Here is a 23,313-nt window from a genome sequence, read left to right as displayed (position 1 = left end):
AGTGCCGGGAGGGCGGGAGAAACCCGTCTGCTGGATTTTCAGCCCCAGCTGATCAGCTTGCCAAGTCTTTCCTTCTGGTTTGGCTAAGCACGCGAAAAACTTACGGCGCGCTCGCACGGTGTTCAATACGCCCCGCCATCGAGCGGGGTTTCTGATCCATGATCGCCCTATCCTGTTGAGATATTAACTAAACCATTGGTTGATATTCCCTGTGCGTGTTGCACTTTGGCTACAGACATTGTTGGGGAAATGGGTATTTAGATCTCCTTGAAAGTTTTGATCTTTCTCGTCCATCTAAGGGGGTAATATGCGTTTGAAATCCATTCTTCTTGCATCCACCATTGCTGTTTCCTTTGTTTCGGGGGCGAAAGCTGCCGACGCAATCGTAGCAGAGCCGGCACCGGTCGCAGTGGACACATTTTCGTGGACTGGTGGCTATATTGGTATCAATGCTGGTTATGCCGGCGGCAAATTCAAGCATCCGTTCTCTGTTTATGACGAACTGTTTGATGAAACGCTTGTCTCTGGTTCGGTCAACTTCAACGCAAGCGGATTTGTTGGCGGTGTGCAGGTTGGCTACAACTGGCAATTCGACAACCGGTTTGTTGTAGGCGCAGAAGCTGACTTCCAAGGCTCAACTGTAAAGGGTGATGTCTCCGCCCATGCCGACGGACTTAGCGCGAACGCCGAAACCAAGATTGAATGGTTCGGTACCGTGCGTGCTCGTCTGGGCTATGCTGCTACCGAGCGCTTGCTCGTTTACGGTACGGGTGGTCTGGCTTACGGCAAGGTCAAGTCGGGCTACAGCCTGTCAAACGGTGTGGACAGCGTTGGTGAATCCACTTCGAAGACCAAGGCAGGTTGGACGATCGGTGCCGGTGCTGAATACGCGATCAACAACAACTGGACGCTGAAGTCTGAGTATCTTTACACCGACCTCGGTAAACGTACCCTAATCAACTATACGGATGCGGATCTGTTCAACTACAATCTGGAAAGCAAGGTGAATTTTCACACTGTGCGGGTTGGGCTGAACTACAAGTTCTAATAACGAGAATATCTCCAGTCGCTTGAACCGCTCGGTCTTGGCCGGGCGGTTTTTTGTTTGATCACAAAATGGATAAAATCTCGCCGAGTCGATGGCCTGCCTCACATTTGTAATTGCCCCCGAATGTGGGCCGAACCGTATCGTATTTCGCTCTCAATACAACCGGCTGTCACAATAGGAATACAACTTCTGATACTGCGTACTTCTTTGTGCGCACTTCTCGAAAAGACCTAAAAGAAGTTCGCAAATGCACGCTGCTTTTGGTGCGTAAGTGTTCTTATATAGAAACTTACGCACAAAGCGCGCGGCGCGCAGTTCTCGAGTTTTGAGAAGTGCGCACTTTTCCTGATTTTTACCAATTCCAGAATACAACCTGATTCAAGGATGGCCCAAAATATTTGCCGCGCTGCGTCGGCCATTAACACGACATTTATCGAGGCATTCCACACTCATCTTGCCGCTACCAACGGCACACCGCAATAAACACGAGGAGCTCACATGCCACGCAACCGCACGCGCGCGCCTTCATCTACGACCATGACCGCCACCAAAACACAAACCGTCCGCATCAACGGCGCCCGCGTCAAGATCACCACCAAGCCTGGCAAGGTGACGACCAAGCCCGCCTTGCCGCTCGAATGGGAATTACAGGCGGCACAAGTAGCCAGCCTGCGCCGCCTGCCACAGTACCAGCGCCAGTTCCTGCTGGCGGGAGACATGAACGCTAGCAAGCGTGGGCCAAGAGCACAGGCTCAGGCAATTGCGACGGGGATGACTAGCGGCGAGCCAGACCTTCGCATCTATGGCGAATACGGCCGGTTGCTGATGATCGAGAACAAGGTCGGGCAGGGAAGACTGTCGCCGGCCCAGAAAGACCGCCACGCTGCCCTACAGCGGCTGGGCTACACGGTTCTGGTCATTCGGGCCACCACAACGACAGAAGCCGCTGAGCAGGCCGTTACGGCGGTTCTGGGGTGGCTTGCACAAGAGAAGGGGAAAGCAGCATGAAGAACTCGAGACATGGATCGCTCGCAGAGCAGCTAAAGGCACTTATGACGTATCGCAACCGGCCAGAAGGTCAGCGAGAACCATTGCAGACCAATTGGTCTGTTGCGCCTGGCGCGAATGACAATGACCCGGAGGAAGTTGTCGACATGCGTTATGAGCGGGACTGGCGGCAAACGCCGTCCGTGCAAGCCATCATGCAAAACGTTGCGACCGGCGATATCGGGAAGAACGGGAATGGACAGATCGTCCGCATAGGCAATCTGCGGTTCAGCGATGGCAACCAGACAGAAGTCGGCTATGTACTTGGCATTGACGGCGAAGTTATTCAGGCAGACATACGAATGCCAGCTGGCGCAATGCTCGGCATGAAAGATAAACCCGACCGAGCGTCGGGCGGCGGATCAGACCCGAAGGATACCAAGGCGAGCAATCACTATTTTGAAGATATGCTTGGAACACTGCCGCATCGATATATTCCATCCGGCAAGCGCCGAAATGGTACGGATTACAGCACTGAAGAATCTGCACGCGTCCTCGCGGAGGCCTACGCAAATACCGACATGGAGAAGGTTACGTTCACACGATATCCAAAAGGGTTACCGTGTGGCTCGCCTAAAGTGGCTGACAGTTTTCTCGGCATGCGCAAGACAACGTGTGCGGGTGGTGGAGATGAGGCTTGGGAAGACACGCTCTCGGCAATGATCGATCGCGACCTTTGGTTTGAAGCGCTTCAAGAATTGAAGGATAGTGATCGCGACGTTCTGGATGCTGCGATGGAGGCCAAGACATTTACCGATGTTGGCGTGGCTGCTGGCCAGAGTCCAAAATACGCCACTTACAACGGCGGAGGAAGGCGTGCGTTACTGGCCGCAAACAATAACTTGGCAGCCGCAATCAAAAAATATGCTGCTTAGTGTTTAAATTCCGCGATCTCGTGCGGAGTATAGTGAAGGGGTTCAACCGCTGTGCGGTTGCCCCGCACTGTTCCGTGCGCGAGGCGACGGACGCTCGGTCATGTTGCAGTTGGGTGCAACCGCTGAACCGGGCGTAACTATCGGCAAGGCAGCAGAGCTGAGAAGGTTGCGGTTCGTTCGTGGCCGTTCCTTGCCATTTCAACAGCAATCGCAGCATCATTATACGGATGAACGCGACCCGCCTGCATTATGCGCAGGGACGGCGACCGTCACATCGTGGTCGGGATAACCATGGACACCCGGATGCTGAAAAGGCCACTGCAGGGCCGTTCGTTTGCTGCATTCAATCCAGCGCCGTTTCTCCTCCGGCTGCTGGTTCGGCGGGTTGAGTAGCCGGCGTTTCAGGTGCTGCTCCCCGCCGGCACGATTGGCTTGATTGATTGTTGGGTCCTCCTAATTGATAGTTGGAGGAGCCAGACATGACGTATTCCGCAACGAACAGTCCGTTTCGTACCGGTGTCCGAGGACTATGCCCGAGGTGCCAACAAGGACACCTGTTCAAGGGCTATCTAACACTAGCCAAGCAGTGCGAGGTTTGCGGTCTGGACTATTCGTTCGCCGATCCCGCTGACGGCCCCGCATTCTTTTCGATGTCGATCGCCGCGGTGCCTGCGCTGCTATTCGGTATCTGGTTGCAATCAGTTTTTGATCCACCGATCTGGGTTCATGCAATCACGACCCTGCCGATCATCGTGATTGCATGTGTTCTGTTGTTGAGACCAATTAAAGGTTGGTTGGTCTGCTCCCAGTATTTCCATAAAGCTGAGGAAGGAAGGATCGATACCGACTGGCGGCCAGGCCCGCGATAGTCTGTTTCAACTGGCTGGCTCAACGGAATCTACCGGTAACGACTGCCGCGGCCCTTCATGAGCATGAATGCAACCAAGGCCACCAGACCGACGGATGCCCACGCCGATGCGGTTCCGGGATTTTGTCGTGCGTATTGCACAGCACGCTGGCCATGTTCACGTGCCCCTTCGGCGAGCACATTCACCGCGTCCTTCGTGGACGCGAGGGCGTCGTCGGTTGCGCCGGATAGATTCCCGAGATGATCTGACAATCGGGACGATAGGCTGCTGATTTCCTTGCGCAGTGCGTCGATTTGTTCGGAAAGCATGCCTTCGGTGGTCTGTGCCATTTCATTCTCCTTTTCGATTACGAGGAGAGAACGGGCGTCATCGATTAATTGTTCCATTCAATTTCAGCGGGCGAGAGCGCTGGTGTGCTCGCCGGTCTCATAAGCCGGATATGATCGGTTCGATCCCGATGCCCGCAACCAATCGCCCGTGTAGCTCAGATGGGAGAGCAGCCGCCTTGTAAGCGGATGGTCCGGGGTTCGATCCCTCGCTAGGGCACCAGTTCGAAGGTAAGCATGGCCAGACGTGATCAGCGCAGCACAGAAGCCAGTGCTTACCGCAAGCTCTACAAGACATCCCGGTGGCAACGCTTACGTGAGCGACAACTGACCGCGCATCCTTTGTGCGCCTATTGCTTGCAGCAGGAGGGCGTCACGCCAGCAACGGTGTGTGACCATGTCAGGCCACATAAAGGCGATGAGGCGCTGTTCTTTGACCCAGACAACCTCCAAAGCCTCTGCGCACCATGCCATGACCGCATCAAACAGCGCGAAGAGCTCGGCCAAGACGTCGTTCGGTTTGGTCCCGATGGATGGCCGGTCGGTTGATCGACCCCGGGGGCATCAAAAAGTCCCAAGGCGCGGCAGCCCCGGACCGGCGGGGACCGACAGCGCACGCATCTGCAATTCAAAACATGACCCCATAAGGATTTCATTCCATGGCAAAGCCGAGAAATCCCCTCGGCAAAGCGAAGGTCGAGGGTCGCGACAAAATCAATGCCGGTCGGTACAAAAACCGCGCCGAACCGGCCGCAAACGGCCCTCTTGGGGCTCCTCCCGTTTGGTTGAAGGACAGCGCTGAGATCAAAGCGAAGTCAGCCTGGAAGCTTTTCGCCAAAGAGCTGCCGTGGCTGAATGAATCGCATCGAACACTGGTCGGAATGGCCTCGACTATTCAGGGACGCATCATGGCCGGGCAGGAGGTAGGCGTGCAGGCGATGAATTTGCTTCGACAGATGCTTGGCCAGATGGGCGCTACGCCTGCCGATGCCTCCAAGGTGGCGACACCTGACGAGGGCGAGGAAAAGGATGATTTGCTTGACTGATATGCCTGCGCTTGAGCGTGTGAGCGCTTATGCGCAAGCCGTCATTGATGGCAGAGAAGTTGCCGGCCCTCACGTTCGTAATGCCTGCCGCCGCCATTTCGACGATCTCGAACACGGTCACGAGCGCGGCCTGTATTGGGATGACGACGCAGCCGACCGCGTGTTTCGGTTCTTTGAAGGGCGTCTCAAGCTTTCTGAAGGTCAGTTTGAAGGCAAGCCATTCAAGCTGCATGCCTCGCAGGCTTTCAAGCTGGGGTCGCTGTTCGGCTGGAAACGTGCCGACGGTTCGCGCCGCTTTCGTCGCGCCTACATTGAAGAGGGCAAAGGCAACGGTAAGTCGCCATTTGCCGGCGGTGTCGGTCTGTACGGTCTGATCGCGGACAAGGAGGCTGGGGCGCAGATCTATGCGGCGGCCGCTAAGAAAGAACAGGCCGGCATCCTGTTTCAGGACGCAGTGAAGATGGTTCGCGCAGCCCCGGCGCTGGTCGAGCGGTTGAAGTTCAGCGGCGGCATGGGGCGCGAGTTCAATATCGCGCATCACAAGTCGCAATCGTTCTTTCGCCCGATCTCAAAGGATTCCGGCAAGTCTGGCTCAGGCCCGCGACCGCATTTTGCGCTTTGCGACGAGGTGCACGAACATCCCGACCGCTCGACGATGGAAATGCTTGAGCGCGGCTTCAAGTTTCGCCGTCAGCCTCTGCTGCTGATGATTACGAACTCGGGCAGCGACCGAAACAGCATTTGCTGGGAAGAGCACGAGCATGCCGTCAAGGTAGCTGCGGGTACGCAAACGCCGGACGAGGATTTTACCTACGTCGGTGAGGTGATTGACGACACGACATTTTCCTATGTCTGCGCGCTGGACAAGGGCGACGATCCGCTCAAGGACGAAACCTGCTGGAAGAAGGCTAACCCGCTTCTCGGCGTTATCCTGACGCAGGAATATCTGGCCGGTGTTGTCGCGCAGGCAAAGCAGATGCCGGGCAAGCTGAACGGCATTCTTCGGCTGCACTTCTGCTGCTGGACCGATGCCGACAAGGCATGGATGCCACGCGAGACCGTCGAAAGCGTAATGGATGACTTCGATCCTGAAGTCGAACACTTTGACAAACCGGTTTTCATGGGCGTCGACCTGTCGGGCAGCAAGGATATGACTGTGCTTGCATGCGTCGTGCCTACTGGATTCAAGGAAATGGAGCGCGAGGATGGGTCTACCGTCAATCTGCCGACGTTTGATGCGTGGGTGGAAGCTTGGACACCTGCTGATACGCTGGAAGCGCGAGAACAGGCTGACAAGGCGCCATATGCGCTCTGGGTAAAGCAGGGCTGGTTGAATGCCCCGCCAGGCAAGCGAATTCGATATGACTTCGTGGCTTCGCGGGTGCAGCAAATCGATCACGCCTTCGATATCAAGGCTATCGCCTACGACCGATATGCCTACGACAAGTTCCGCGAGGAAGTCGAAGCGCTCGGGTTGGACATTGAACATGTCGCACACCCGCAGGGCGGCAAGGTTCGGGCACGTCCCGAGCCAGCAAAGGTAGAAGCGGCGAAAGCTGCTGGCTTACCGCCGCCGCAAGGCTTGTGGATGCCGGGTTCGGTTTTGGCGCTTGAGGACATGATTATCGACGGTCGCATTCGCATGCGGCGCAATCCGGTGCTCATGACCGCCCTGATGGGCGCCACCTTCGATCATGACCCGCAAGATAACCGATGGTTCGTCAAGACGAAGGCATCAGTGCGCATCGACGCTGCTGTCGCTCTGGCAATGGCGGTTGGCGTGGCGATGGATACACCGATCGAGCCAGCCGACATCGACGACTTCGTCAACAACATGATCACTATAACCTGGTAGGAGTGCCCATGGGCCTTTTGACTTGGGTCGGGAAGCCTTTCGGGCTTCTTTCCGGCCCATGGCGCGCATTCTTTGGAATGTCGACGACAAGCGGCGAGACGGTCACTTATGAGCACGCCATGCAGCTTGATGCTGTCTGGGCGTGCGTGAACCTGATTTCGAATGCCGTAAAAACGCTGCCCTGCAATGTCTACAAGGGCGATGGCGTTGACGTTGATTATGAGAATCCGCTGTACGAACTGCTGCACGACTTGCCGAACTTGGACGATAGTGCGTCAGATTTCTGGGGTATGGCTGCCCTTTGCCTGTGTCTTGATGGCAATTTCTTCGCCGAAAAGAAGAAAAATGGCGGTCACCTGGTAGCGTTAAACCCGTTCAATCCGCTTTGCGTTGATGTGAAGCGGGATGACCGGAACAACCGCTACTACGAAGTCACCGAACAGTACAAGAACGGCAAGAAGGGCGGCGTCCGCAAAATCCGCGAAGAAGACATGCTTCATGTCCGCGGATTGGTCATGCCCGGCTGTGATCGTGGCCTTTCGCCTATTGCCGCGCAGCGCAATGTGATCGGCAATGCAATGGCCGGCGAGAAAACGTCGGGCCGTATGTTCAAGAACGGCATGATGGCTTCAGTCGTCTTGTCATCGGATCAGGTTCTGAAGCCCGATCAGCGCAAGCAGATTGCGGAATCGTTGCAGGCATTTGCCGGTGCCGACAAGGCAGGAGGGATTGCGGTGCTGGAGGCGGGTCTCACCCCGTCGCAGATCACCATCAACCCCAAAGACGCGCAGATGCTTGAGACGCGCCAGTACAGCGTCGAGCAGATTTGCCGCATCTTCGGCGTTCCACCGGTCATGATTGGCCATGCCGCGAATGGCACGACGACGTGGGGCAGTGGGATCGAACAATTGATCCTGCAGTTCACCAAGACCTGCCTGGCGCCACTGCTGAAAAGCATTGAATCCGCGATCTACCGCGACTTGCTTGATGCAAAGACCCGCAAAACGACTGTCGTGAAGTTCAATATGGAAGGCCTGCTGCGTGGCGATAGTCAGGCGAGAGCAGAATTCCTGCAGAAGATGGTCCAGAACGGCATTTACACACCGAACGAGGCCAGAGCTTACGAGAACAAGCCAAAAATGGGTGGCGGCGACGAATTGATTGTCAACGGCACCATGCAGCCTCTGTCCATGGTCGGGCATAACGGCGGGTCGCCGTTGAATGATGTGCAGCCAAGCGCTGGATAAGGGAAAATCATGAAATTCGAACACATTTTGACGGCCTTCGAGGCCGAACCGTGGGCGATTCAGCGCGAAAAACTGGCCGTACTGGCTGATGTTCTTGCGGCACGTGTGGCGGGCGACAAGCTCGTCACGCCTGAATTTGCAGCGGCTGTTTCTGATGCTCGTGCGAAGGAAATCGCTGAAATTGACGGCAAAGTCGCAGTGATCCCGGTTTATGGCGTACTGGCCGACCGAATGGACCTGTTTTCCGCGATGAGCGGTGGCACGTCTTATGCCGGCATCAAGCGCCAACTGCATAAGGCACTGTCCAACGAGGATTTGAAGGCCGTTGTTCTTGATATTGATAGTCCTGGCGGCTCGGTACCGGGCACGGACGAACTCGCAACGGAAATCCGAAAACTGCGCGGCGGTGAAAAGCCGATCATAGCGCAGGTCAACTCGCTCGCTGCGAGCGCTGCCTACTGGATCGCGTCGTCGGCTGACGAAATCGTTGTCACGCCGTCCGGGCGTGCAGGGTCGATCGGTGTCTATACGGCGCACGACGATATTTCTGCCGCGTTGGAAAAGGCTGGCGTCAAGCGAACCTACATTTCGGCGGGTAAGCACAAGGTCGAAGGCAACGAAACCGAACCGCTCGGAAAGGACACGATGGCCTACATTCAGGACAGCGTAAACCGCTCCTATGGCCGGTTTTTGCAGAGTGTTGCCGATGGGCGTGGCGTCACGAAATCCAAAGTAGAAGACGGATTTGGTCAGGGCAGGGTGTTCTACTCTGAAGCGCTGATCGACCGGGGTATGGCTGATCGTATTGCCACACTTGACGAGACCTTGGCCCGACTGGGCGCGAACACCGAGCCGGAATATGTCCGCCGCGTAAAGGCGGCCAACGCCGCAAAGGCAGAAGCCGCACAACTGTTGGCCCACAAAATGGCATCTGGCGAAGAAATCACCAAACGCGAGTTCGAAAACGGGATCAGGGGACTGATCGGCTTGTCGAACTCGGAAGCGGAGCGAGCCGCATCGCTCTACTTCAAGGAACATCAGGGGGAACCTGATGCTGATGCGGAAAACGCCGCTGTTTCGGCGGCCCTCGAACGGCTTTTGGCCGAAACACGCACTTTCACCATTTAGTATCAGGAGGACATATGTCCGAAGTTTCTCTTGCCGAGAAGATCGGCGAGCTTGGCCAGTCTTTGGCTTCTATCAAGGAAAAGGTCGGCAATCTCGCGACCGATTTCACCGCGCAGCTCCAGCAGCACGGAACTGTTTCCACCGAGCTGACCGGCAAGGTCGACAAGGCGCTGTCTGAGCTCGGCGATACCACGACCCGCATTAGCGAACTGGAAAAGCGCGCCGCTCGTGAACGTGAAGACGTTGCGCAGGGGCCGCAGGACGTCGGCGATATCGTCGTGGCGTCCGAAAAGTTCAAGTCGACCGACGTGTCCGGCGCCTGGCGCGGTTCGATCCGTGTTGGCATGGAGCGCGCTGACATTACCTCCGGCAATACCACTGTCGGTGCCGGTCGTTCGGCTGGAACCTCGCTTGTCCCTGGACAGCGCGTGCCAGGCATCATTGCCCCGCCTAATCGCCAGCTGACGATCCGCGATCTTATTGCGCCGGGCCAGACCTCGGCCGCAAGTGTCGAGTTCGTCAAGGAAACGGGCTTTACGAACAGCGCTGCGCCGGTCGCTGAAGGCACGCAGAAGCCCAAGTCTGACCTGACCTTCGATATGGAAACCACGCCTGTTCGCACGCTGGCCCATATCTTCAAGGCAAGCCGTCAGATCCTCGATGATGCTCCGGGCCTTGCAAGCTATATCAACGCTCGCGGCACGTACGGGCTCAAGTTCGTTGAAGAAGGCCAGCTTCTTAACGGTGACGGTACTGGTCAGAACCTGCACGGCATTCTCCCGCAGGCATCTGCCTTCGCTCCGGCGTTCACTCCGGAGAACGAAACGGCAATCGACCGCCTCCGACTGGCAATCCTGCAGGTCATTTTGGCCGAGTACCCGGCGAGCGGCTTCGTTCTGCATCCGACGGACTGGACCAAGATCGAGCTGACCAAAGATCTTGGCGGCAACTACATCGTCGGTAATGCCCAGTCCCCGATCGGCCCTTCGCTGTGGAATCTGCCGGTCGTTCAGACCCAGGCAATTTCTGCGGGCAAGTTCCTGACCGGTGCGTTCAATCTCGGTGCGCAGATCTTCGACCGAATGGGCGTCGAAGTGCTTCTGTCCAGCGAGAACGATAAGGACTTCGAGAACAACATGTTCACGATCCGTATCGAAGAGCGCCTTGCGCTGGCGGTTTACCGTCCAGAGGCATTCGTGACTGGCGACGTCAATCCGCCTGTAACTCCTTAATCGTTGATGGGGCGCTTCGGCGCCCCTTTCACGAGGAAATCATGAAAATCAAAGCGCTTAAAACGTTGGTCGGCAATTATGGCCGATTGGACGAGGGCATGGTCGCCGATCTGCCAAACTGGCAAGCCGGACCGCTTCTGGCGCTTGGTTATGTCGAGAAGTTTACGGAGGTTGGCGATGGCCGACACGAAGACACGCAAGCGCCGGGTGGCGAGCTACATCGGGGCGGGAATCGTCGATCCAAATCCGGCTCCAGAGCCAGAACCGGAGACTGAAACGCCGCCGGAGGGTGGTGGCGATGGCACTGGTTGACCTGGAGTTACTGAAGAAACACCTTCGCGTGTTTCATGACGACGAGGATGCCGAGCTGGAAGTCTATCTGACCGCAGCGGAAACGATCGTCATCGAATATGTCGACCGTGAGATCGTTGCTACCGGTGCGACGCCAACCCTGCCGGACGGCATTATTGTTACGTCGCCCATCACGGCAGCGATCTTGTTGGTTGCGGCTGATCTGTACGAGAACCGCGAACCTGACATGCAGGCCGAAGGCAACGCCGTTCTGCCACGTCACGTTCGGGCGTTACTCGCTCCATATCGGGTTTGGCGCACGTTGGCGGTGGAAGAATAATGCCTTGGCTCCGATTTATCGCGACATATGATTTCATCCCCAAGCCCGCGGTGACGATCCGCTATCCGGCAGGATATGTCGGATTAGTGACCACGCCTTGCGCTAACCGCGCCGTTGCTGCCGGCAAAGCCGAGCGGCTTCCAACTCCTACAAAAGACGAGGCTGAAGCATGGCGAAGCGCGCAGGTGCCGGCAGCCTGAATTGCCGTTTGACGTTTCAGGTCAGGCAGGAAGTGGACGACGGCTTTGGCGGAACACGCGGTGCGTGGGTTGACCAGTTCACTATGCCGGGAAGGCTGGAACCGCGTTACGGCAGCAATGCAGAAAGCATCATGGCGGCGAGAATGCAGTCCATGCAGCCGTACAATTTGACCATTCGCAGCAGCGAGCAGGCCCGCATGATTACGGCATCGTGGCGGGCTTACGATGCTCGAGCGGGTAAGAACGGGGACAAGCCTAACCGCGTGTTTGGCATCAAGACTATCGTCAATCCGGACGAGCGCAATGCCTATTTGGAAATGCTCGTTGTTGAAGGCGAGGAAACCTGATGGCGGTTAAGATAAAAGGTCTGGATCGCCTGCAGATAAAGCTCAAGAAATTCCCGGAAGTTGCTGAAACACTTGTCAAAGCCGCTATGGAGCAAGGCGCGCAGGACATCGTCAACATGATGCAAAACCTTGTTCCCGTCGATGATGGCGAACTGATGGAAAGCATCGGTTGGACGTGGGGCCAAGCGCCCAAGTACAGTCAGCGCATTGGCAGCGTTAAGTCGAATGACGGCAAGCTGACAATCACGATTTACGCCGGCAATTCCAAGGTGCGTTACGCACATCTGGTCGAATTCGGCAGTGCGCCACACGTGAACGGCGGCATGTTCCCCGGAACATTCAACCCTGGGTCAAAGGCGCAACCCTTCTTTTACGTCTCATGGCGAGCTAAGCGGCGAAGTGCACGGGCCCGAGTGTCGCGCGCAATCACCAAGGCAGCCAAACAGATCGCGGCGGACCGCTAATGGACCCGGTTTTAGAACTTCAGGGCGCAATTATTCAGCGATTGCGCAGCTTTCCCGCGCTTGTCTCGCTGATTGGTCAGCGCAGCTACGATAACCCGCCGACGAATGACCAAGGGCAAGTCTCACCCTCTATCTTTCCGTATGTCAGCATCGGCGCGTCGAGCGCTCAACAGGCAAACGCCGACTGCATTTTCGCTGACGATATCATTTTCCAACTGGATGTCTGGTCGATTGAGCCAGCCAAAAAGCAGATGCGCGACATCGCAAACGCAGTGCGTCTCGCAACACGAGGGTGGGAGCCTGCTTTGGCATCTAATGCCCTCGTGACGTTCGACTACTGGCGAACTGACTACATACAGGACGGCGCGATCAATCATGCGTCGATCCGTTACACGGCGATCATCGAGCAGCCCTAGGGCCTCCACGCCGACCACCCCGAAAACCAATTTTATTGGGCTGCCGAAGGGCGGCCTTTTTCGTATGGAGGCCGCAATGGCTCAAGCTACGACGATCAAAGGCGGCAAGGTCCGTGTCAAGATCGGCAATAACGCAACACCGATCGTTTATACCGCACCATGTGGCTTTACCCAGCGATCGATTACGCTAACCAAGAACCTCAATGAAGTCTCGATCCCGGATTGTGAAAATCCTGACAAGGTCGACTGGATTGGACGTGACGCGGCGTCGCTCTCCATGAGCATTAGCGGCGAAGGCGTGCTAGCTTCAGAATCCGTTGAGGATTGGCTGGATGCAGGTGAGAGCATCGACTCCATCCCGGTACAGGTTGAAATCGAGTTTCCTGCCACGACCTACACCTATACTGGCAAAATGCACGCTGAGAGCCTCGAAATCGGCGCCAACAACGGCGAGCGGGCTACACTCAATGTGTCGCTGCAATCCGACGGCGAGATGGTCCGCACCTCTGCTCCGACGGCCCCGTAATGAGCAGGGACGCGAAAGTTGAACTCGACTGGGCGGATGGTACTTATACCTTTCGCCTAGGTTGGGGTGAATTGGAAGCCTTGCAGGAGGCTTGCGACGCCGGCCCCTGGGTCATTCTGGAGCGGTTATTCACCAAACAGTGCCGCGTCGGCGATATTGCTCATGTTATCCGGCAGGGTCTGATTGGTGGAGGCTTGGAACCGACTGCCGCCACGAAACTCGTGCGAACCTACATCGAAAAGCGCCCGCCTGCCGAGAATATCGTCTTCGCCACCATCATCCTGCAGGCTGGCATTCAAGGCGTACCGGAAGAGCCGGTGGGGGAGCAAGCGGCGGCAAATCAGACGGAGAGCAACTTGACAGTCTCCCCAACGGAAAAGTCAGATTTGCCGCGGTCTACGGCAACGGGGCGGCGCTCGGATTCACGCCGCAAGAAGTAAGACGAATGTCCATGTGGCAGTTCATGGCTGCCGTTGACGGCTACGTCAAAGCTAACTCGACCGACGATGGCGGTTTGAGCCAGAAGGAAAAAGACGAGCTTTGGGAGTGGGTGAGCGAGGGGTAGGGTTGCTGGCGAAATATGGGTGAACGAGGAAAAATGATGCATAAAAAAGAAAAGGCGGGGATGAACCCGCCGCTTCGTTTTGAAGACGGAATTCTTAAACTCCACGTAGCTATTTTAACTGATGGGCGACGGCCTGCGACAATGCAGAAATGATAGATTGTGCAGTTTCTGTGATGGCTGCATTCTGTTGTGACCCGTCTTGAAGTCGAACATTTGCAGCATTTTGATTGGCTGACCTGGTAAATTTCTCTAGCCAGCTTTCGGCCTGCTCACCCTTTAGGAGTGCCAATTCCTTCATGATTTGTTGATGCAATGCAAAATGCGCAAGTTCACCAGCATTATAGCGGATTTCAAAGTCACTCATTCCAAGCTCCCGTTGTTAACGGGTGACATCAAGGCAGATTCGCGGCAGGGTTGTCTAGCCTTTGTCGGGATTCAATGCCCGCTGAATAGCTTCAATATGCTCGTCGAGTTCGCTTTCGCCACCAAGCGGGCGCAGCTTAACGAGCATCTTCTGGATATCCAGCAAAATTGGCCGCGCTTCAAGGCCGGTATGGATGAGACGTCGGATGGCTTCGTTCTCAGAAGTGATACGGTTTTTAAAACGAAAATCTGCGATGGCTTCAGCCATATCTTCGCTGAAGTAGGCGAGCTTGCGAACAGGGTATTGAGTGTCTTTGGCCATATAGGCAACATAGAGCATATGGGCAGTCTTGACTAGCCACCATATAGGGCATATGCTTTAAATGCTTATCGGCTTGGTGATGTGCGGGAACACGTTCACCAAGCCTAACCAGACCAAAGGATGAATCCCTATGGAACAAGCTAGAAACAGCTATATCACGCCATTCAATTTTGAGCATCATCATGTGCGCGTTGTTGTGGAGAACAACGAGCCTTGGTTCGTCGGCAAAGACGTTTGCGCCGCCCTTGGCTTGAGCAATCATAAGCAGGCGCTAACGCGCCTGAATTCAGATGAAAAGAAGGGGGTCATCGTTAGTGACCCCCTTGGCAAAAACCGCCAGAATGCAACGGGTGTGAACGAGCCAGGCATCTACCGCCTAGTGTTCACGAGTCGGGTGGAGGCAGCGGAACGGTTCAAGCGATGGCTGGCCCACGAAGTCCTCCCTGCCATCCGCAAAACGGGGTCGTACGTCGCCAAGAAACCAGTCCACGTCCGCGAGCACGATCGTCGCACATCGACAAAGATTGACGACGCGATCAAGCTCAAGCGCAATATCGACCGACTCGAATCGGTTGCCGACACGATTGCTCCAAAGCCGCAGAACGTCTGCGCTATGATTATTGATGGCGAACCTGTCTGGGTTGACATCAATAAGTACGATGGAGCGGGCCGGGCAGTTGTTATTGAGCACGATGGCCGCGTTCGCATCCAAGATGTCGAGCCGGAAGTTATCAACTTCAAACCGTTTGGTGCCCGCACCGCATTGGGGCAGCGCTTTAAATCACCATTCGGTGGAACCGCACGCAACTCGGTTGCCGTCATTGGCATGGTGATCGGAGCTGAAAAGCCAGCTATACAGAACGCAGCGGCAGTTCAGATTGAGCACGAGCCGGTCAAACAAGTTGCACTGGGGCCGCAGTATCGCGGCAAGCGAATTAAATTTCGCGACAAAATCCTGCAACTCATCGATGAAACCAATCTTTCAAACCGCCAGATAGCACAAGTGACCGGCGCGACGTATCAGACGGTCACGCATTGGCGAAGATGGAGAGATGACAGGGTGAGCGCTTAGGCGCTCATTCTAGGCGAACGGGGACTGCGATATCTAGCTTAACGCCGAAATGACCACGTCCGCGTTTCCCTCTTTCCCATCCGCCAACGATTAGCGCATCAACATTAGCAGACCTTCCTCCTAGAACGGAATGGAAGTCTGAAGTCTCGTTGCGCGCGATATACCCTACCGTCCGACTGTCAATGTCTACTCTGATGGCGCGTTTGTCGTGGGGATTTTTTGGTTCTGGAACTAGTTGGGCGGTACAATAATATTCTGCGGATTCATCGCTCCGCCCAGCTATACGTTCGAGCGCGTCCTGATAATTGGATTCACCGACGATGTCGAAATCGTAATCTCCATCCCCTGCAATAACAAATTTCGATTTAATATTGTCTGAGCGGCCAATTCCGGCTGCTCTTTTGGATGCGATGAACACAAAGGTGATGATGCACGCTACGCCGATTACAAACCAAATCATGCTTCTCCCCCTAGAACGTCGGTTCCTTCGCACGAGATCCTGATCTAGCGCCGTCGGCTCCCGTGGCAAATCCTTCAAAGTCGCGTCCTATGATAATCAGCGGCAGCGACGCCAGTGATGCGATTCCGCCCGCAATCAGCAGTATGTACGGCATCAGCATACTTTGACTGTAATAACCGCCAAATTGCACGTTCTTCGCGACCGTCGCTAGCAAATCCCAGTAGCCATACGCGGACACCAGAGGGCCGGCGAATAGGAATGCGATTCCTAACCATCCCAATCCATTAAATCTCTGTTCTATTTTCATAGGTGCCCCACCATGGCCACTAACCTTGAATCTCTTGTCGTTCAATTTTCAGCCGATTTCAAGCGATTGGAAAACGCCATCAATCGGCAGCGCGGACAGTTTACGCGTCAGATGCGCCAGATGGAGAAGTCCGCAGATGTCAGCGTACAGCGCATCAATGCGGCACTTGGAAACATTGGCAAAGGCACGATGCGAGACCTCGCCGCTCCCCTAACTGGCATTACTGCCGCATTGGGCACGCGCGAGTTGATGCAGTATGCGGACGCTTGGACGCAGGCCGGGAACCTCATTCGTTCATCTGCGACTGCCGCTGGGGTCGGTGCTCGCTCGCTGAATGAGCTAAAGGACGGCGCTAATGAAGCGCGTACAAGTCTAGAGGCATACACCGACCTTTATGCCCGCTTGATCCGTTCAGCGTCTGGCGTTGCCAAGTCGGAAGAAGAAATCGCGTTGGCAACAAGCCTTGTCTCCAAGGCTTTCAAGGCCGGAGGAGCATCAGCTCAGGAACAGGCAGCAGGCATTCTACAGCTGGGGCAGGCCCTTGGTTCTGGCGTTCTCCAAGGCGACGAACTGCGCTCCATCCGTGAAAACGCACCGGTCATCGCGAAGGCAATTGCTGATGAGTTCAATGTTTCAATCGCGGGGCTTAAAAAGCTAGGTGAGGAGGGTAAACTCACATCAGACCGCGTGTTCAAGGCCATTCTGAACGCGCAGAAGCCAATCGAGGCGCAGTTCAAAGCGACGAACGCAACGATTGCTGACGCATTCACGCAGCTGAACAATGAATTCACCGCCTATATCGGGAATGCTGACAAGTCGGCAGGAGCAAGTGCGCAACTCGTCAAGGCTCTCCAATTCGTTGCCGACAATTTCAAGGAAGTAGCTGACGTAGTTGCCGCATTCGCCACCGTGCTTATTACGGCGTTCACCGGCAGGGCAATTGCTGGTGTGGTCGTCGGTCTTGGCAACGCTGTGGTTGCTCTTGGTGCATTCTTAACCGCATTGCGCACCGGAACCGGTGTGGCAATGGCGTTCTCTGCGTCGCTTGGTCCGATTGGACTTTTAGCAGGCGCTGCCGCCGGTGCGGTTTACCTGCTCTATAATAATATGTCTTCCGGTGACACCGCAGCGAAGTCGTTTTCGACAGCAGTGAAGGGCAATGAGGACGCGCTGCAAGCCGCAGCTTCGGCTTCTCGTCAATATCAAACCGAACTAGTGAAGCAAATAAGTCTTCAGCTCGAAGCGGCTAAGGCCGCTGAAGCACAAGCCAATGCGGACTTCTACACAGCATTAGGTAGAGCAAACTCTTTCAAAAAGATGACGGGCTTTGAGTTCCAGCCACTTGAGTACGCAGCAAACCAAGCCCAAGCCCAAGCTGGTATTTTGAGCCGCGCCGTAGGTGATTTGGAAGCTCAAAAGAAGCGCGCCGAAAAAATCCTCGCCTCAACCCCATCGGGCTACGGCGGCGGTATCGCCACTACACCAGACGATAAGAAGAAGGGTCGAACGAAGAAAACTCCCGCCGAGCGGTTCGACGATAACATGCAGCGCGTCACCGACCGCACAGCCGCCCTTGTCGCAGAGACCGAAGCACAGCGCCAGATCAACCCGCTGATCAACGACTATGGCTACGCCATGGAGAAGGCGCGCACAGAGCAGGAATTGCTCAACGCTGCTCAAAAGGCGGGCGTGGCGTTAACGCCAGAACTGCGGGCGCAGATTGCCCAGACCGCAGACCAGTGGGCGCTAGCAAGTGCCGAGGCAAACAAACTTGCCGAAGCGCAAAACCGTATCAAGGAGACCGCCGAGGATATGGCGGCTTTCCAAAAAGACCTCGTCGGTGGGATTGCTGATGATTTCTTAAACGGTGCAAAGTCAGCTGAGATTTTCGCGAACGCTCTTGGCCGCATTGCACAAAAACTAATCGATATCGGCCTTGCGAACATCTTCGATACCGACAAGGGCGGTTTCAACCTATTCGGCGCCTTGGGTGGCATATTCCGTAAGAACGGCGGCCCGGTAAAGCGCGCAGGCGGCGGTATCGTTCGTGGTCCTGGCGGGCCGCGTGGTGATAAAATCCCGGCGATGCTGAGCGACGAGGAATTCGTCGTGAATGCGGCAGCCACAAAGCGCAACCGTGCTTTGCTGGAAGCCATCAACAGCGGTCGTGTCATCGGGCTTAAGGACGGCGGCTCACCTTTGCGCGCGCCATCCATGCCGATCCTGCGCTCATCTGCTGCGTCGCAGCAGGCACAAGCCGGGATTGCCGACGTTCGGGTCTTTGTGGATCGCGACGGAAACTGGCAGGCCGAGGTTGAACGCATCTCACAGCGCAACGTCAAACAGGGACTGGCTTCCTATGATAAGTCGGGAGCCGTTCGAACAGCGCGTGATCTGCGGCAGGTAAACTTAAGAGGGTTGGCAAAGTAATGGCTGAACTACTTCCGACTGGCCTTCGATATCAGCCTACTTTCCCGGTCCTGAACCGCCCGGTTTCCATGTCTCAGTACGGGGATAGGGCTATATCCGCGATTGAGAACGGCGATCCGTTCTGGACGTGGACGGCGAAAATAAAAGCGATGACGAACGCGCACCGCCAGAGGCTCGAGGCCTTCATCGATCGGTGCCGCGGCGGTCAGGTGACGGTGCACTATACCCCCAAGCATGTTTGCATTCCTCAAGCCTACTGGGGCGACGCGAACAATCCGGCGATTGCCGGTACGGCTTCACTGGGCGCGATCAACGGCAATACACTTACATTAAACGGGGTCGCAGTGGGGCTGAAGCTGACGAACGGCGACTTGGTGGGCTTCACGATTGGCGACTTCAACTTTATCGCCCGCATCGTTGCCGACGCCACAGCGGCCAGCACGAGCGTGCAGGTGAAAGTTGAGCCCTTTCTGCCGTCCTACATCACTGTCGGCGCGACGGTGCGATTCAAAGACCCTGTTATGAATATGCGGCTCATGCCGCGGACATGGGAAATTGGTGAAGGCAAGTTTCCCGATGCGTCTTTTCAGCTCATTGAGGTGCCGAGATAGGCAGATCACCGCTGTCGCCGAGCGCGAATAGCACGAATCCAGGTGTTGTTGAACATAATGGCCCCTATGATCAATGCGACGGCACCCATGGCGATCATGCCGATAGCTACGCCTTGGTCTCCGAACTGCTGATATAACCAGCCCGTTTTTTCTACTGCCTGGGCAGGATTTCCAAGGCGAAGGACTCCTTGGATCAAGGCGCCAAAACCGACAATCAACATGCAAACGCTTCTAATCATGCCCGGCCAGATATCAGTTGGGCGCGGTTGAATCCACCCTTTCATTGGTTTGACGGTAACTCATGGCCTTTCCCGCACGTCTACAGCAACTGCTCAACGAAGGCAGGGGCAAGATAGCATCTGCCGTAAAGTTCGAGTTCGGCACCGGCACCTATGGCTTTTTCTCGGGCAAGGGCAGTGTCGATTATGGTGGCCTGACCTATCACGGCAACACCATCATCGATATCGATGAGCCAATGTATGCGCTCGGCACGGCGGCCCAACCAGTCACCATGCGCCTGCCCGCTGCCGCCGATTTCGGCCTGACGCCGGATAAGCTCGGATTGATCGAGCAAGAAGATTATAAAAATCGACCTGTTACGTTCTACGACTTTTATTTCGACCCCGACAACAACGCTTTCCTTCATGCCGAGCCGACCTGGTACGGCTATGTCGACTACATCGACCACCGCGAAGAAAGCGATGAGGTCTGGTTAGAAGGCCACATCGAAACGGGCGCGGTCGACAACTTCCGCGAGGGCTACCGCTACGCCTCGCATGAGGACCAGCAGCTTGTGTCGCCCGGTGACATGCTTTTCGAATATGCCGCGAGGATCAAGAATGAGTTCTTCAAAATCAAGTTCGGTTAGGGTTCCCGGTTGGGATCGGGCGTTGGAAGACCTCGCGACGGCTCATGTCTCGATCGAGCCGGAATGGGGCGTTTCGGACTGCCTCATGACGGCCGCCGATGCCATCAAGGCCGTAACCGGCGAAGACCCGCTTGCGGAATTTCGGGGTAAGTACAAGACCGAAGCCGGGGCTGCTCGCAAGATGCGAGCCAATGGCTGCGAGAACGTCAGGGACGTATTTGAAACCTACCTGCAGCTTGAACCGGTCAATCGGCTTTCTGCCCGCCGTGGCGATGTGGGCGTTATCCGCATCAATGACGATTACGTGGCCGGGTTCATCTGTGGCTCTGGCTTCGCGGTCAAACAGCCGCATGGCCTCACGTTCTTTCCTGTGACGGATATAGTGCAGGCCTACAAGGTAGGGGAGTGATCATGACAATCATAAAATCAAGCAGGTTGATCGTGATTGGCGACGGCGAGGACGCAAAACTGCTGGTTTTCTCAAGTCCGAGTGACTGCGAGCGTGAGTATCTCCGCCTCAAACGTCCGATGAAGTAGCCATCTAACCCACCACTACAATTTGCGCCTTTGAAGGTCCGCCAGCAGCGGGCCTTTTTTGTTGCGCCCGATTGAGGCTGTCGCATGCCATTTTTAGCGCCTATCTTCACCGCGATTGGCGGTCTTGTATCGAGCGTGGCCGCATGGGCTGCTGCAAGCCCGATCCTCGCCGGTATCGCGCAGACCGCATTCGGCATTGCACTCAAATATGCGGTCAATGCGCTTTTCCCTCCGAAGACCCAGAGCCGCGCATCGGAACTGGAAACCCAGTATGGTGCAAATATCCCGCGCTCGGTCATTCTCGGTACCTGCGCGACTGAAGGCCATCACATTTACCGCAACAGCTACGGGTCGGGTGGGCGTCTGATACAGGACGTGTTCGTTCTGTCGAGCTTCCGCATTACGGCTGTTCCGCGTGTTCGCTATAATGGCCAATGGCGCAACCTGACCCAGCAGGACGCCAACGGCTACTGGCTTGTGCCGAACGAAGGAACCAGTGGCGACGATCACGATAACGTCCGCGTCAAGTTCTTCTACGGAACGATGGATCAGCAGGCAGAGCCGACGCTGATCAACAATGCCCGCCCTGCCGGTCGCTGGACCGCGAACCATCGCGGTGCAGGTGTTGCTTATGCCGTCGTGTTTTCCGAGCTTCGCAAGAACGGCGATGGCCTTACCTCTCCGGCAAAGCTGTTGTTCGAAGTCGTCGGTGCGCCGCTCTACGACTGGCGCAAAGACAGCACAATGGGCGGATCAGGCACGCATCGCTGGGACGATCAGAGCACGTGGGAATATTCCGATAATCCGGTCGTGCAGATCTACAATCTGGAGCGCGGTTTCTTCAACGGAACTCAGCGCATGGTCGGCAAGGCTGTACGTGCAAGCCGTCTGCCGTTGGCGGAATATACCCAGGCGGCGAACATCTGCGACGAAACCATGCCGGACGGCTCGAGGCGATATCGCGCCCATGCGATTGCCAAGGACGGCCCCGGCGCGAACCACGACGCAAACCTGACGCCGATCCTTGAAGCCATGTGTGGCTCGTGGGTGGAGCGTGTTGACGGCGAGTTTCCGATTGCTGGTGCTCCGCAGGCCATCGTTGCAACCATCACAGACGACGATATCAAGCGCGGTGCACCGTTGCGGTTCAGTGCCAAACGCAAGCGTACCGAACTCATCAACACTGTCGCGGCCTCTTATGTTTCGCCGGAAGATTTCTACGAGACCAAGGACGCGGCAACCCGTATCGATGAAGGGGCGCTGGCAGAAGATCGGGAAACGCTTGCCAGCGCCATTCCTTACGCTGCCGTCACCGATGTGCGGCAGGTGGACAGGCTGGCCGATATCGCCATTCGTGGCGCTCGTTATCAGGCATCGGCGGAAATCGTCGTTCATCCGAAATTCCTGGATACGATCAAGGAAGGCCGGTGGGTTCGCTGGAACAGTGCGAAATATGGCGACCGGACATATCAGGTGCTTACGCGGCAGCTTGGCGGGATCAATACGGATGGCGCTCGCGACATCTCGATCGCGTTGCAACAGATCAGCAACGGCGTTTTTGACCCGACGGCTTACGAAACTGACCCTCCTGTCATTATCGTTGTTCCGCCGCCGCAATATCTGGCCGAGGTGCAGAACTTCAGGGTCATTCCGTTTAAGGTGGTTGCGGATGGACAGGGAGAAATCCCGGCAGCCCGGTTGCTCTGGAACACTATCGAAGATATTTCGGTCATCGGCGTTAACATCGAATATTGGCCCGCCAATGATCCGTCACAGGTGTTTACGCGGTTTGTAACATCAGACGTGACCAATGTTGTTCTATCTGAAGGCCTGACCTCGCTCACAGACTGGTTTGTGCGCACCCGGTTGCGCGTCGATAATGGGCGCGCTGTGGCATGGTCGGCAGCAACTCCATTCACTACGCTGGACGCTCGCGGCGACGAAAGCCCGGTCGATTATGAACGGCTCGACAGCGACCTTCGCGGCCTTATCAACTGGATGACTGACGACCGGCGCGAGATTATTCGGCAGGCGCAGGAAAATGCCACCGGCACAGCCGACGACGCGCTCAAGGGATTTGCAAACGTTCTTCGCCTTAACCAGCAACTGACAAGCACGTTTGGCTCTGCAAAGGCACAGTGGAAGCAGGATATCTTTGTCGCCACCGGGCCGAACAGCGCAATTGGTCAGCAACTGACCGAAATCAATGCACAACTGTTCACCGACGACGGCGCAAGCGTCATTGATCTGATGCAGGCCCGTGTTGATGGCGTCGAAGGCGATGTAACTGCCATTTCGAACGCGCTCACCGAAGTGAACGCTTCTGTAGACGGCACAGTGGCAAATGCGGCATGGCGCATGACGGCACAGGCAGGCAGCGGCGGCAGTTCGGTAAAGATTTCGGCCTTCGCCCGTCTTGGTATCGGTGACGCTTGGAAGCAGGCAGGCTGGTTCGTGAATGTCACGCCGACTGGCGGCCAGTTTGTTGTTGTATCTAACCAGTTTGCTATCGCTAACCCCA

30 protein-coding genes and 1 tRNA gene are annotated in these 23,313 nt (G+C 56.0%); 24 read left to right on the top strand and 7 right to left on the bottom strand.

What is annotated here, in order from left to right:
- Positions 1–313 precede the first annotated feature (313 nt).
- The 4 genes from F9K78_RS19150 (at position 314) to F9K78_RS19135 (ending at position 3,839) form a co-directional block, all read left to right on the top strand.
- On the top strand, positions 314–1,048 hold the full coding sequence (locus tag F9K78_RS19150; protein WP_122066545.1) for an outer membrane protein: 735 nt from the start codon (positions 314–316) through the stop codon (positions 1,046–1,048).
- 498 nt (positions 1,049–1,546) lie between these two features.
- A complete protein-coding gene (locus F9K78_RS19145) occupies positions 1,547–2,056 on the top strand; it encodes a VRR-NUC domain-containing protein (RefSeq protein ID WP_151682570.1) in 510 nt (169 codons plus the stop codon).
- Complete coding sequence (locus F9K78_RS19140) at positions 2,053–2,970, top strand: hypothetical protein (protein ID WP_122066494.1); 918 nt, start codon at positions 2,053–2,055, stop codon at positions 2,968–2,970. Before F9K78_RS19145 ends, F9K78_RS19140 begins: the two co-directional genes overlap by 4 nt.
- A 479-nt stretch (positions 2,971–3,449) precedes the next feature.
- A complete protein-coding gene (locus tag F9K78_RS19135) occupies positions 3,450–3,839 on the top strand; it encodes a DUF983 domain-containing protein (protein WP_063882858.1) in 390 nt (129 codons plus the stop codon).
- A 29-nt stretch (positions 3,840–3,868) separates the two neighbouring features.
- Here the strand turns inward: F9K78_RS19135 and F9K78_RS19130 are convergent, their stop codons facing one another.
- Entirely contained in the window at positions 3,869–4,168 is a 300-nt protein-coding gene (locus F9K78_RS19130; protein WP_235925479.1) for a hypothetical protein, read from the bottom strand.
- Between the two features lie 65 nt (positions 4,169–4,233).
- Between F9K78_RS19130 and F9K78_RS19125 the strand changes: the two genes are divergently transcribed.
- From F9K78_RS19125 to F9K78_RS19095, 7 genes are all read left to right on the top strand, one after another.
- Positions 4,234–4,309 (top strand) — tRNA-Met (locus F9K78_RS19125).
- Between the two features lie 93 nt (positions 4,310–4,402).
- Positions 4,403–4,714, top strand: coding sequence for an HNH endonuclease (locus F9K78_RS19120; protein WP_151682568.1), 312 nt, complete (start codon positions 4,403–4,405; stop codon positions 4,712–4,714).
- Positions 4,715–4,824: 110 nt separating this feature from the next.
- Positions 4,825–5,211, top strand: a complete 387-nt coding sequence (locus F9K78_RS19115; protein WP_021587343.1) for a hypothetical protein — start codon at positions 4,825–4,827, stop codon at positions 5,209–5,211.
- Between the two features lies 1 nt (position 5,212).
- Positions 5,213–7,066: a terminase large subunit gene (locus tag F9K78_RS19110; RefSeq protein ID WP_151682599.1), complete on the top strand. Its 1,854-nt coding sequence runs from the start codon at positions 5,213–5,215 to the stop codon at positions 7,064–7,066.
- Positions 7,067–7,074: 8 nt separating this feature from the next.
- Positions 7,075–8,313, top strand: a complete 1,239-nt coding sequence (locus tag F9K78_RS19105) for a phage portal protein (RefSeq protein ID WP_151682567.1) — start codon at positions 7,075–7,077, stop codon at positions 8,311–8,313.
- Between the two features lie 9 nt (positions 8,314–8,322).
- A complete protein-coding gene (locus F9K78_RS19100) occupies positions 8,323–9,441 on the top strand; it encodes a S49 family peptidase (RefSeq protein WP_151682566.1) in 1,119 nt (372 codons plus the stop codon).
- Positions 9,442–9,455: 14 nt separating this feature from the next.
- Complete coding sequence (locus F9K78_RS19095; RefSeq protein ID WP_151682565.1) at positions 9,456–10,673, top strand: phage major capsid protein; 1,218 nt, start codon at positions 9,456–9,458, stop codon at positions 10,671–10,673.
- On the opposite strand, the gene F9K78_RS19090 is transcribed toward F9K78_RS19095, so the two are convergent.
- Positions 10,670–10,861, bottom strand: coding sequence for a hypothetical protein (locus F9K78_RS19090; RefSeq protein ID WP_151682564.1), 192 nt, complete (start codon positions 10,859–10,861; stop codon positions 10,670–10,672). The genes F9K78_RS19095 and F9K78_RS19090 overlap by 4 nt on opposite strands.
- Between F9K78_RS19090 and F9K78_RS22260 the strand changes: the two genes are divergently transcribed.
- The 7 genes from F9K78_RS22260 to F9K78_RS19055 all read left to right on the top strand — a co-directional run bounded on the left by F9K78_RS22260 (position 10,851) and on the right by F9K78_RS19055 (position 13,697).
- Complete coding sequence (locus F9K78_RS22260; RefSeq protein ID WP_268903006.1) at positions 10,851–10,985, top strand: hypothetical protein; 135 nt, start codon at positions 10,851–10,853, stop codon at positions 10,983–10,985. The genes F9K78_RS19090 and F9K78_RS22260 overlap by 11 nt on opposite strands.
- Positions 10,972–11,304 (top strand): head-tail connector protein, encoded by a 333-nt coding sequence (locus F9K78_RS19085; RefSeq protein ID WP_151682563.1) that lies wholly within the window; start codon positions 10,972–10,974, stop codon positions 11,302–11,304. The genes F9K78_RS22260 and F9K78_RS19085 overlap by 14 nt, the downstream gene beginning before the upstream one ends.
- A gap of 169 nt (positions 11,305–11,473) precedes the next feature.
- The gene (locus F9K78_RS19075; RefSeq protein WP_151682561.1) at positions 11,474–11,851 is read left to right on the top strand and encodes a head-tail adaptor protein; all 378 of its coding nucleotides are present in this window, start codon (positions 11,474–11,476) and stop codon (positions 11,849–11,851) included.
- On the top strand, positions 11,851–12,315 hold the full coding sequence (locus F9K78_RS19070) for an HK97 gp10 family phage protein (protein WP_025091078.1): 465 nt from the start codon (positions 11,851–11,853) through the stop codon (positions 12,313–12,315). Before F9K78_RS19075 ends, F9K78_RS19070 begins: the two co-directional genes overlap by 1 nt.
- A complete protein-coding gene (locus F9K78_RS19065) occupies positions 12,315–12,731 on the top strand; it encodes a DUF3168 domain-containing protein (RefSeq protein WP_100652363.1) in 417 nt (138 codons plus the stop codon). Before F9K78_RS19070 ends, F9K78_RS19065 begins: the two co-directional genes overlap by 1 nt.
- Positions 12,732–12,807: 76 nt before the next feature.
- A complete protein-coding gene (locus F9K78_RS19060) occupies positions 12,808–13,257 on the top strand; it encodes a phage tail tube protein (RefSeq protein WP_144897283.1) in 450 nt (149 codons plus the stop codon).
- Complete coding sequence (locus F9K78_RS19055; RefSeq protein WP_151682560.1) at positions 13,257–13,697, top strand: gene transfer agent family protein; 441 nt, start codon at positions 13,257–13,259, stop codon at positions 13,695–13,697. The genes F9K78_RS19060 and F9K78_RS19055 overlap by 1 nt, the downstream gene beginning before the upstream one ends.
- Positions 13,698–13,931: 234 nt before the next feature.
- Here the strand turns inward: F9K78_RS19055 and F9K78_RS19050 are convergent, their stop codons facing one another.
- Both F9K78_RS19050 and F9K78_RS19045 read right to left on the bottom strand, forming a co-directional pair.
- Positions 13,932–14,186 (bottom strand): hypothetical protein, encoded by a 255-nt coding sequence (locus F9K78_RS19050; protein WP_151682559.1) that lies wholly within the window; start codon positions 14,184–14,186, stop codon positions 13,932–13,934.
- 54 nt (positions 14,187–14,240) lie between these two features.
- Positions 14,241–14,525 carry a hypothetical protein gene (locus F9K78_RS19045; RefSeq protein ID WP_151682558.1) on the bottom strand — a complete coding sequence of 95 codons (285 nt, stop codon included), beginning with the start codon at positions 14,523–14,525 and terminating at the stop codon, positions 14,241–14,243.
- A 112-nt stretch (positions 14,526–14,637) separates the two neighbouring features.
- On the opposite strand from F9K78_RS19045, the gene F9K78_RS19040 reads away from it, so the two are divergent.
- Complete coding sequence (locus F9K78_RS19040; protein ID WP_151682557.1) at positions 14,638–15,579, top strand: BRO-N domain-containing protein; 942 nt, start codon at positions 14,638–14,640, stop codon at positions 15,577–15,579.
- A 4-nt stretch (positions 15,580–15,583) separates the two neighbouring features.
- On the opposite strand, the gene F9K78_RS19035 is transcribed toward F9K78_RS19040, so the two are convergent.
- Positions 15,584–16,039: an HIRAN domain-containing protein gene (locus F9K78_RS19035; protein ID WP_151682556.1), complete on the bottom strand. Its 456-nt coding sequence runs from the start codon at positions 16,037–16,039 to the stop codon at positions 15,584–15,586.
- A gap of 10 nt (positions 16,040–16,049) precedes the next feature.
- A complete protein-coding gene (locus F9K78_RS19030; RefSeq protein ID WP_063882873.1) occupies positions 16,050–16,346 on the bottom strand; it encodes a hypothetical protein in 297 nt (98 codons plus the stop codon).
- A gap of 12 nt (positions 16,347–16,358) precedes the next feature.
- Here F9K78_RS19030 and F9K78_RS19025 point away from each other — a divergent pair, with 12 nt between their 5' ends.
- Both F9K78_RS19025 and F9K78_RS19020 read left to right on the top strand, forming a co-directional pair.
- On the top strand, positions 16,359–18,776 hold the full coding sequence (locus F9K78_RS19025) for a tape measure protein (protein ID WP_151682555.1): 2,418 nt from the start codon (positions 16,359–16,361) through the stop codon (positions 18,774–18,776).
- Positions 18,776–19,387, top strand: a complete 612-nt coding sequence (locus F9K78_RS19020; protein WP_151658910.1) for a hypothetical protein — start codon at positions 18,776–18,778, stop codon at positions 19,385–19,387. The genes F9K78_RS19025 and F9K78_RS19020 overlap by 1 nt, the downstream gene beginning before the upstream one ends.
- Positions 19,388–19,392: 5 nt before the next feature.
- Here the strand turns inward: F9K78_RS19020 and F9K78_RS19015 are convergent, their stop codons facing one another.
- A complete protein-coding gene (locus F9K78_RS19015) occupies positions 19,393–19,608 on the bottom strand; it encodes a hypothetical protein (RefSeq protein WP_151658911.1) in 216 nt (71 codons plus the stop codon).
- Positions 19,609–19,688: 80 nt separating this feature from the next.
- Here F9K78_RS19015 and F9K78_RS19010 point away from each other — a divergent pair, with 80 nt between their 5' ends.
- The 3 genes from F9K78_RS19010 to F9K78_RS19000 all read left to right on the top strand — a co-directional run.
- Complete coding sequence (locus tag F9K78_RS19010; RefSeq protein WP_006469214.1) at positions 19,689–20,255, top strand: hypothetical protein; 567 nt, start codon at positions 19,689–19,691, stop codon at positions 20,253–20,255.
- The gene (locus tag F9K78_RS19005; protein ID WP_151682554.1) at positions 20,227–20,664 is read left to right on the top strand and encodes a DUF6950 family protein; all 438 of its coding nucleotides are present in this window, start codon (positions 20,227–20,229) and stop codon (positions 20,662–20,664) included. The genes F9K78_RS19010 and F9K78_RS19005 overlap by 29 nt, the downstream gene beginning before the upstream one ends.
- A 212-nt stretch (positions 20,665–20,876) precedes the next feature.
- Positions 20,877–23,313: phage tail protein (locus tag F9K78_RS19000; RefSeq protein WP_151682553.1), on the top strand; the 2,437-nt coding region annotated here is incomplete at its 3' end.

Origin of the sequence: Brucella pseudintermedia, from assembly GCF_008932435.1 — a bacterium.
GTDB lineage: Bacteria > Pseudomonadota > Alphaproteobacteria > Rhizobiales > Rhizobiaceae > Brucella > Brucella pseudintermedia.
The sequence above is the reverse complement of the archived record's forward strand: the minus strand, read 5'-3'. Positions and strand labels throughout refer to the sequence as shown.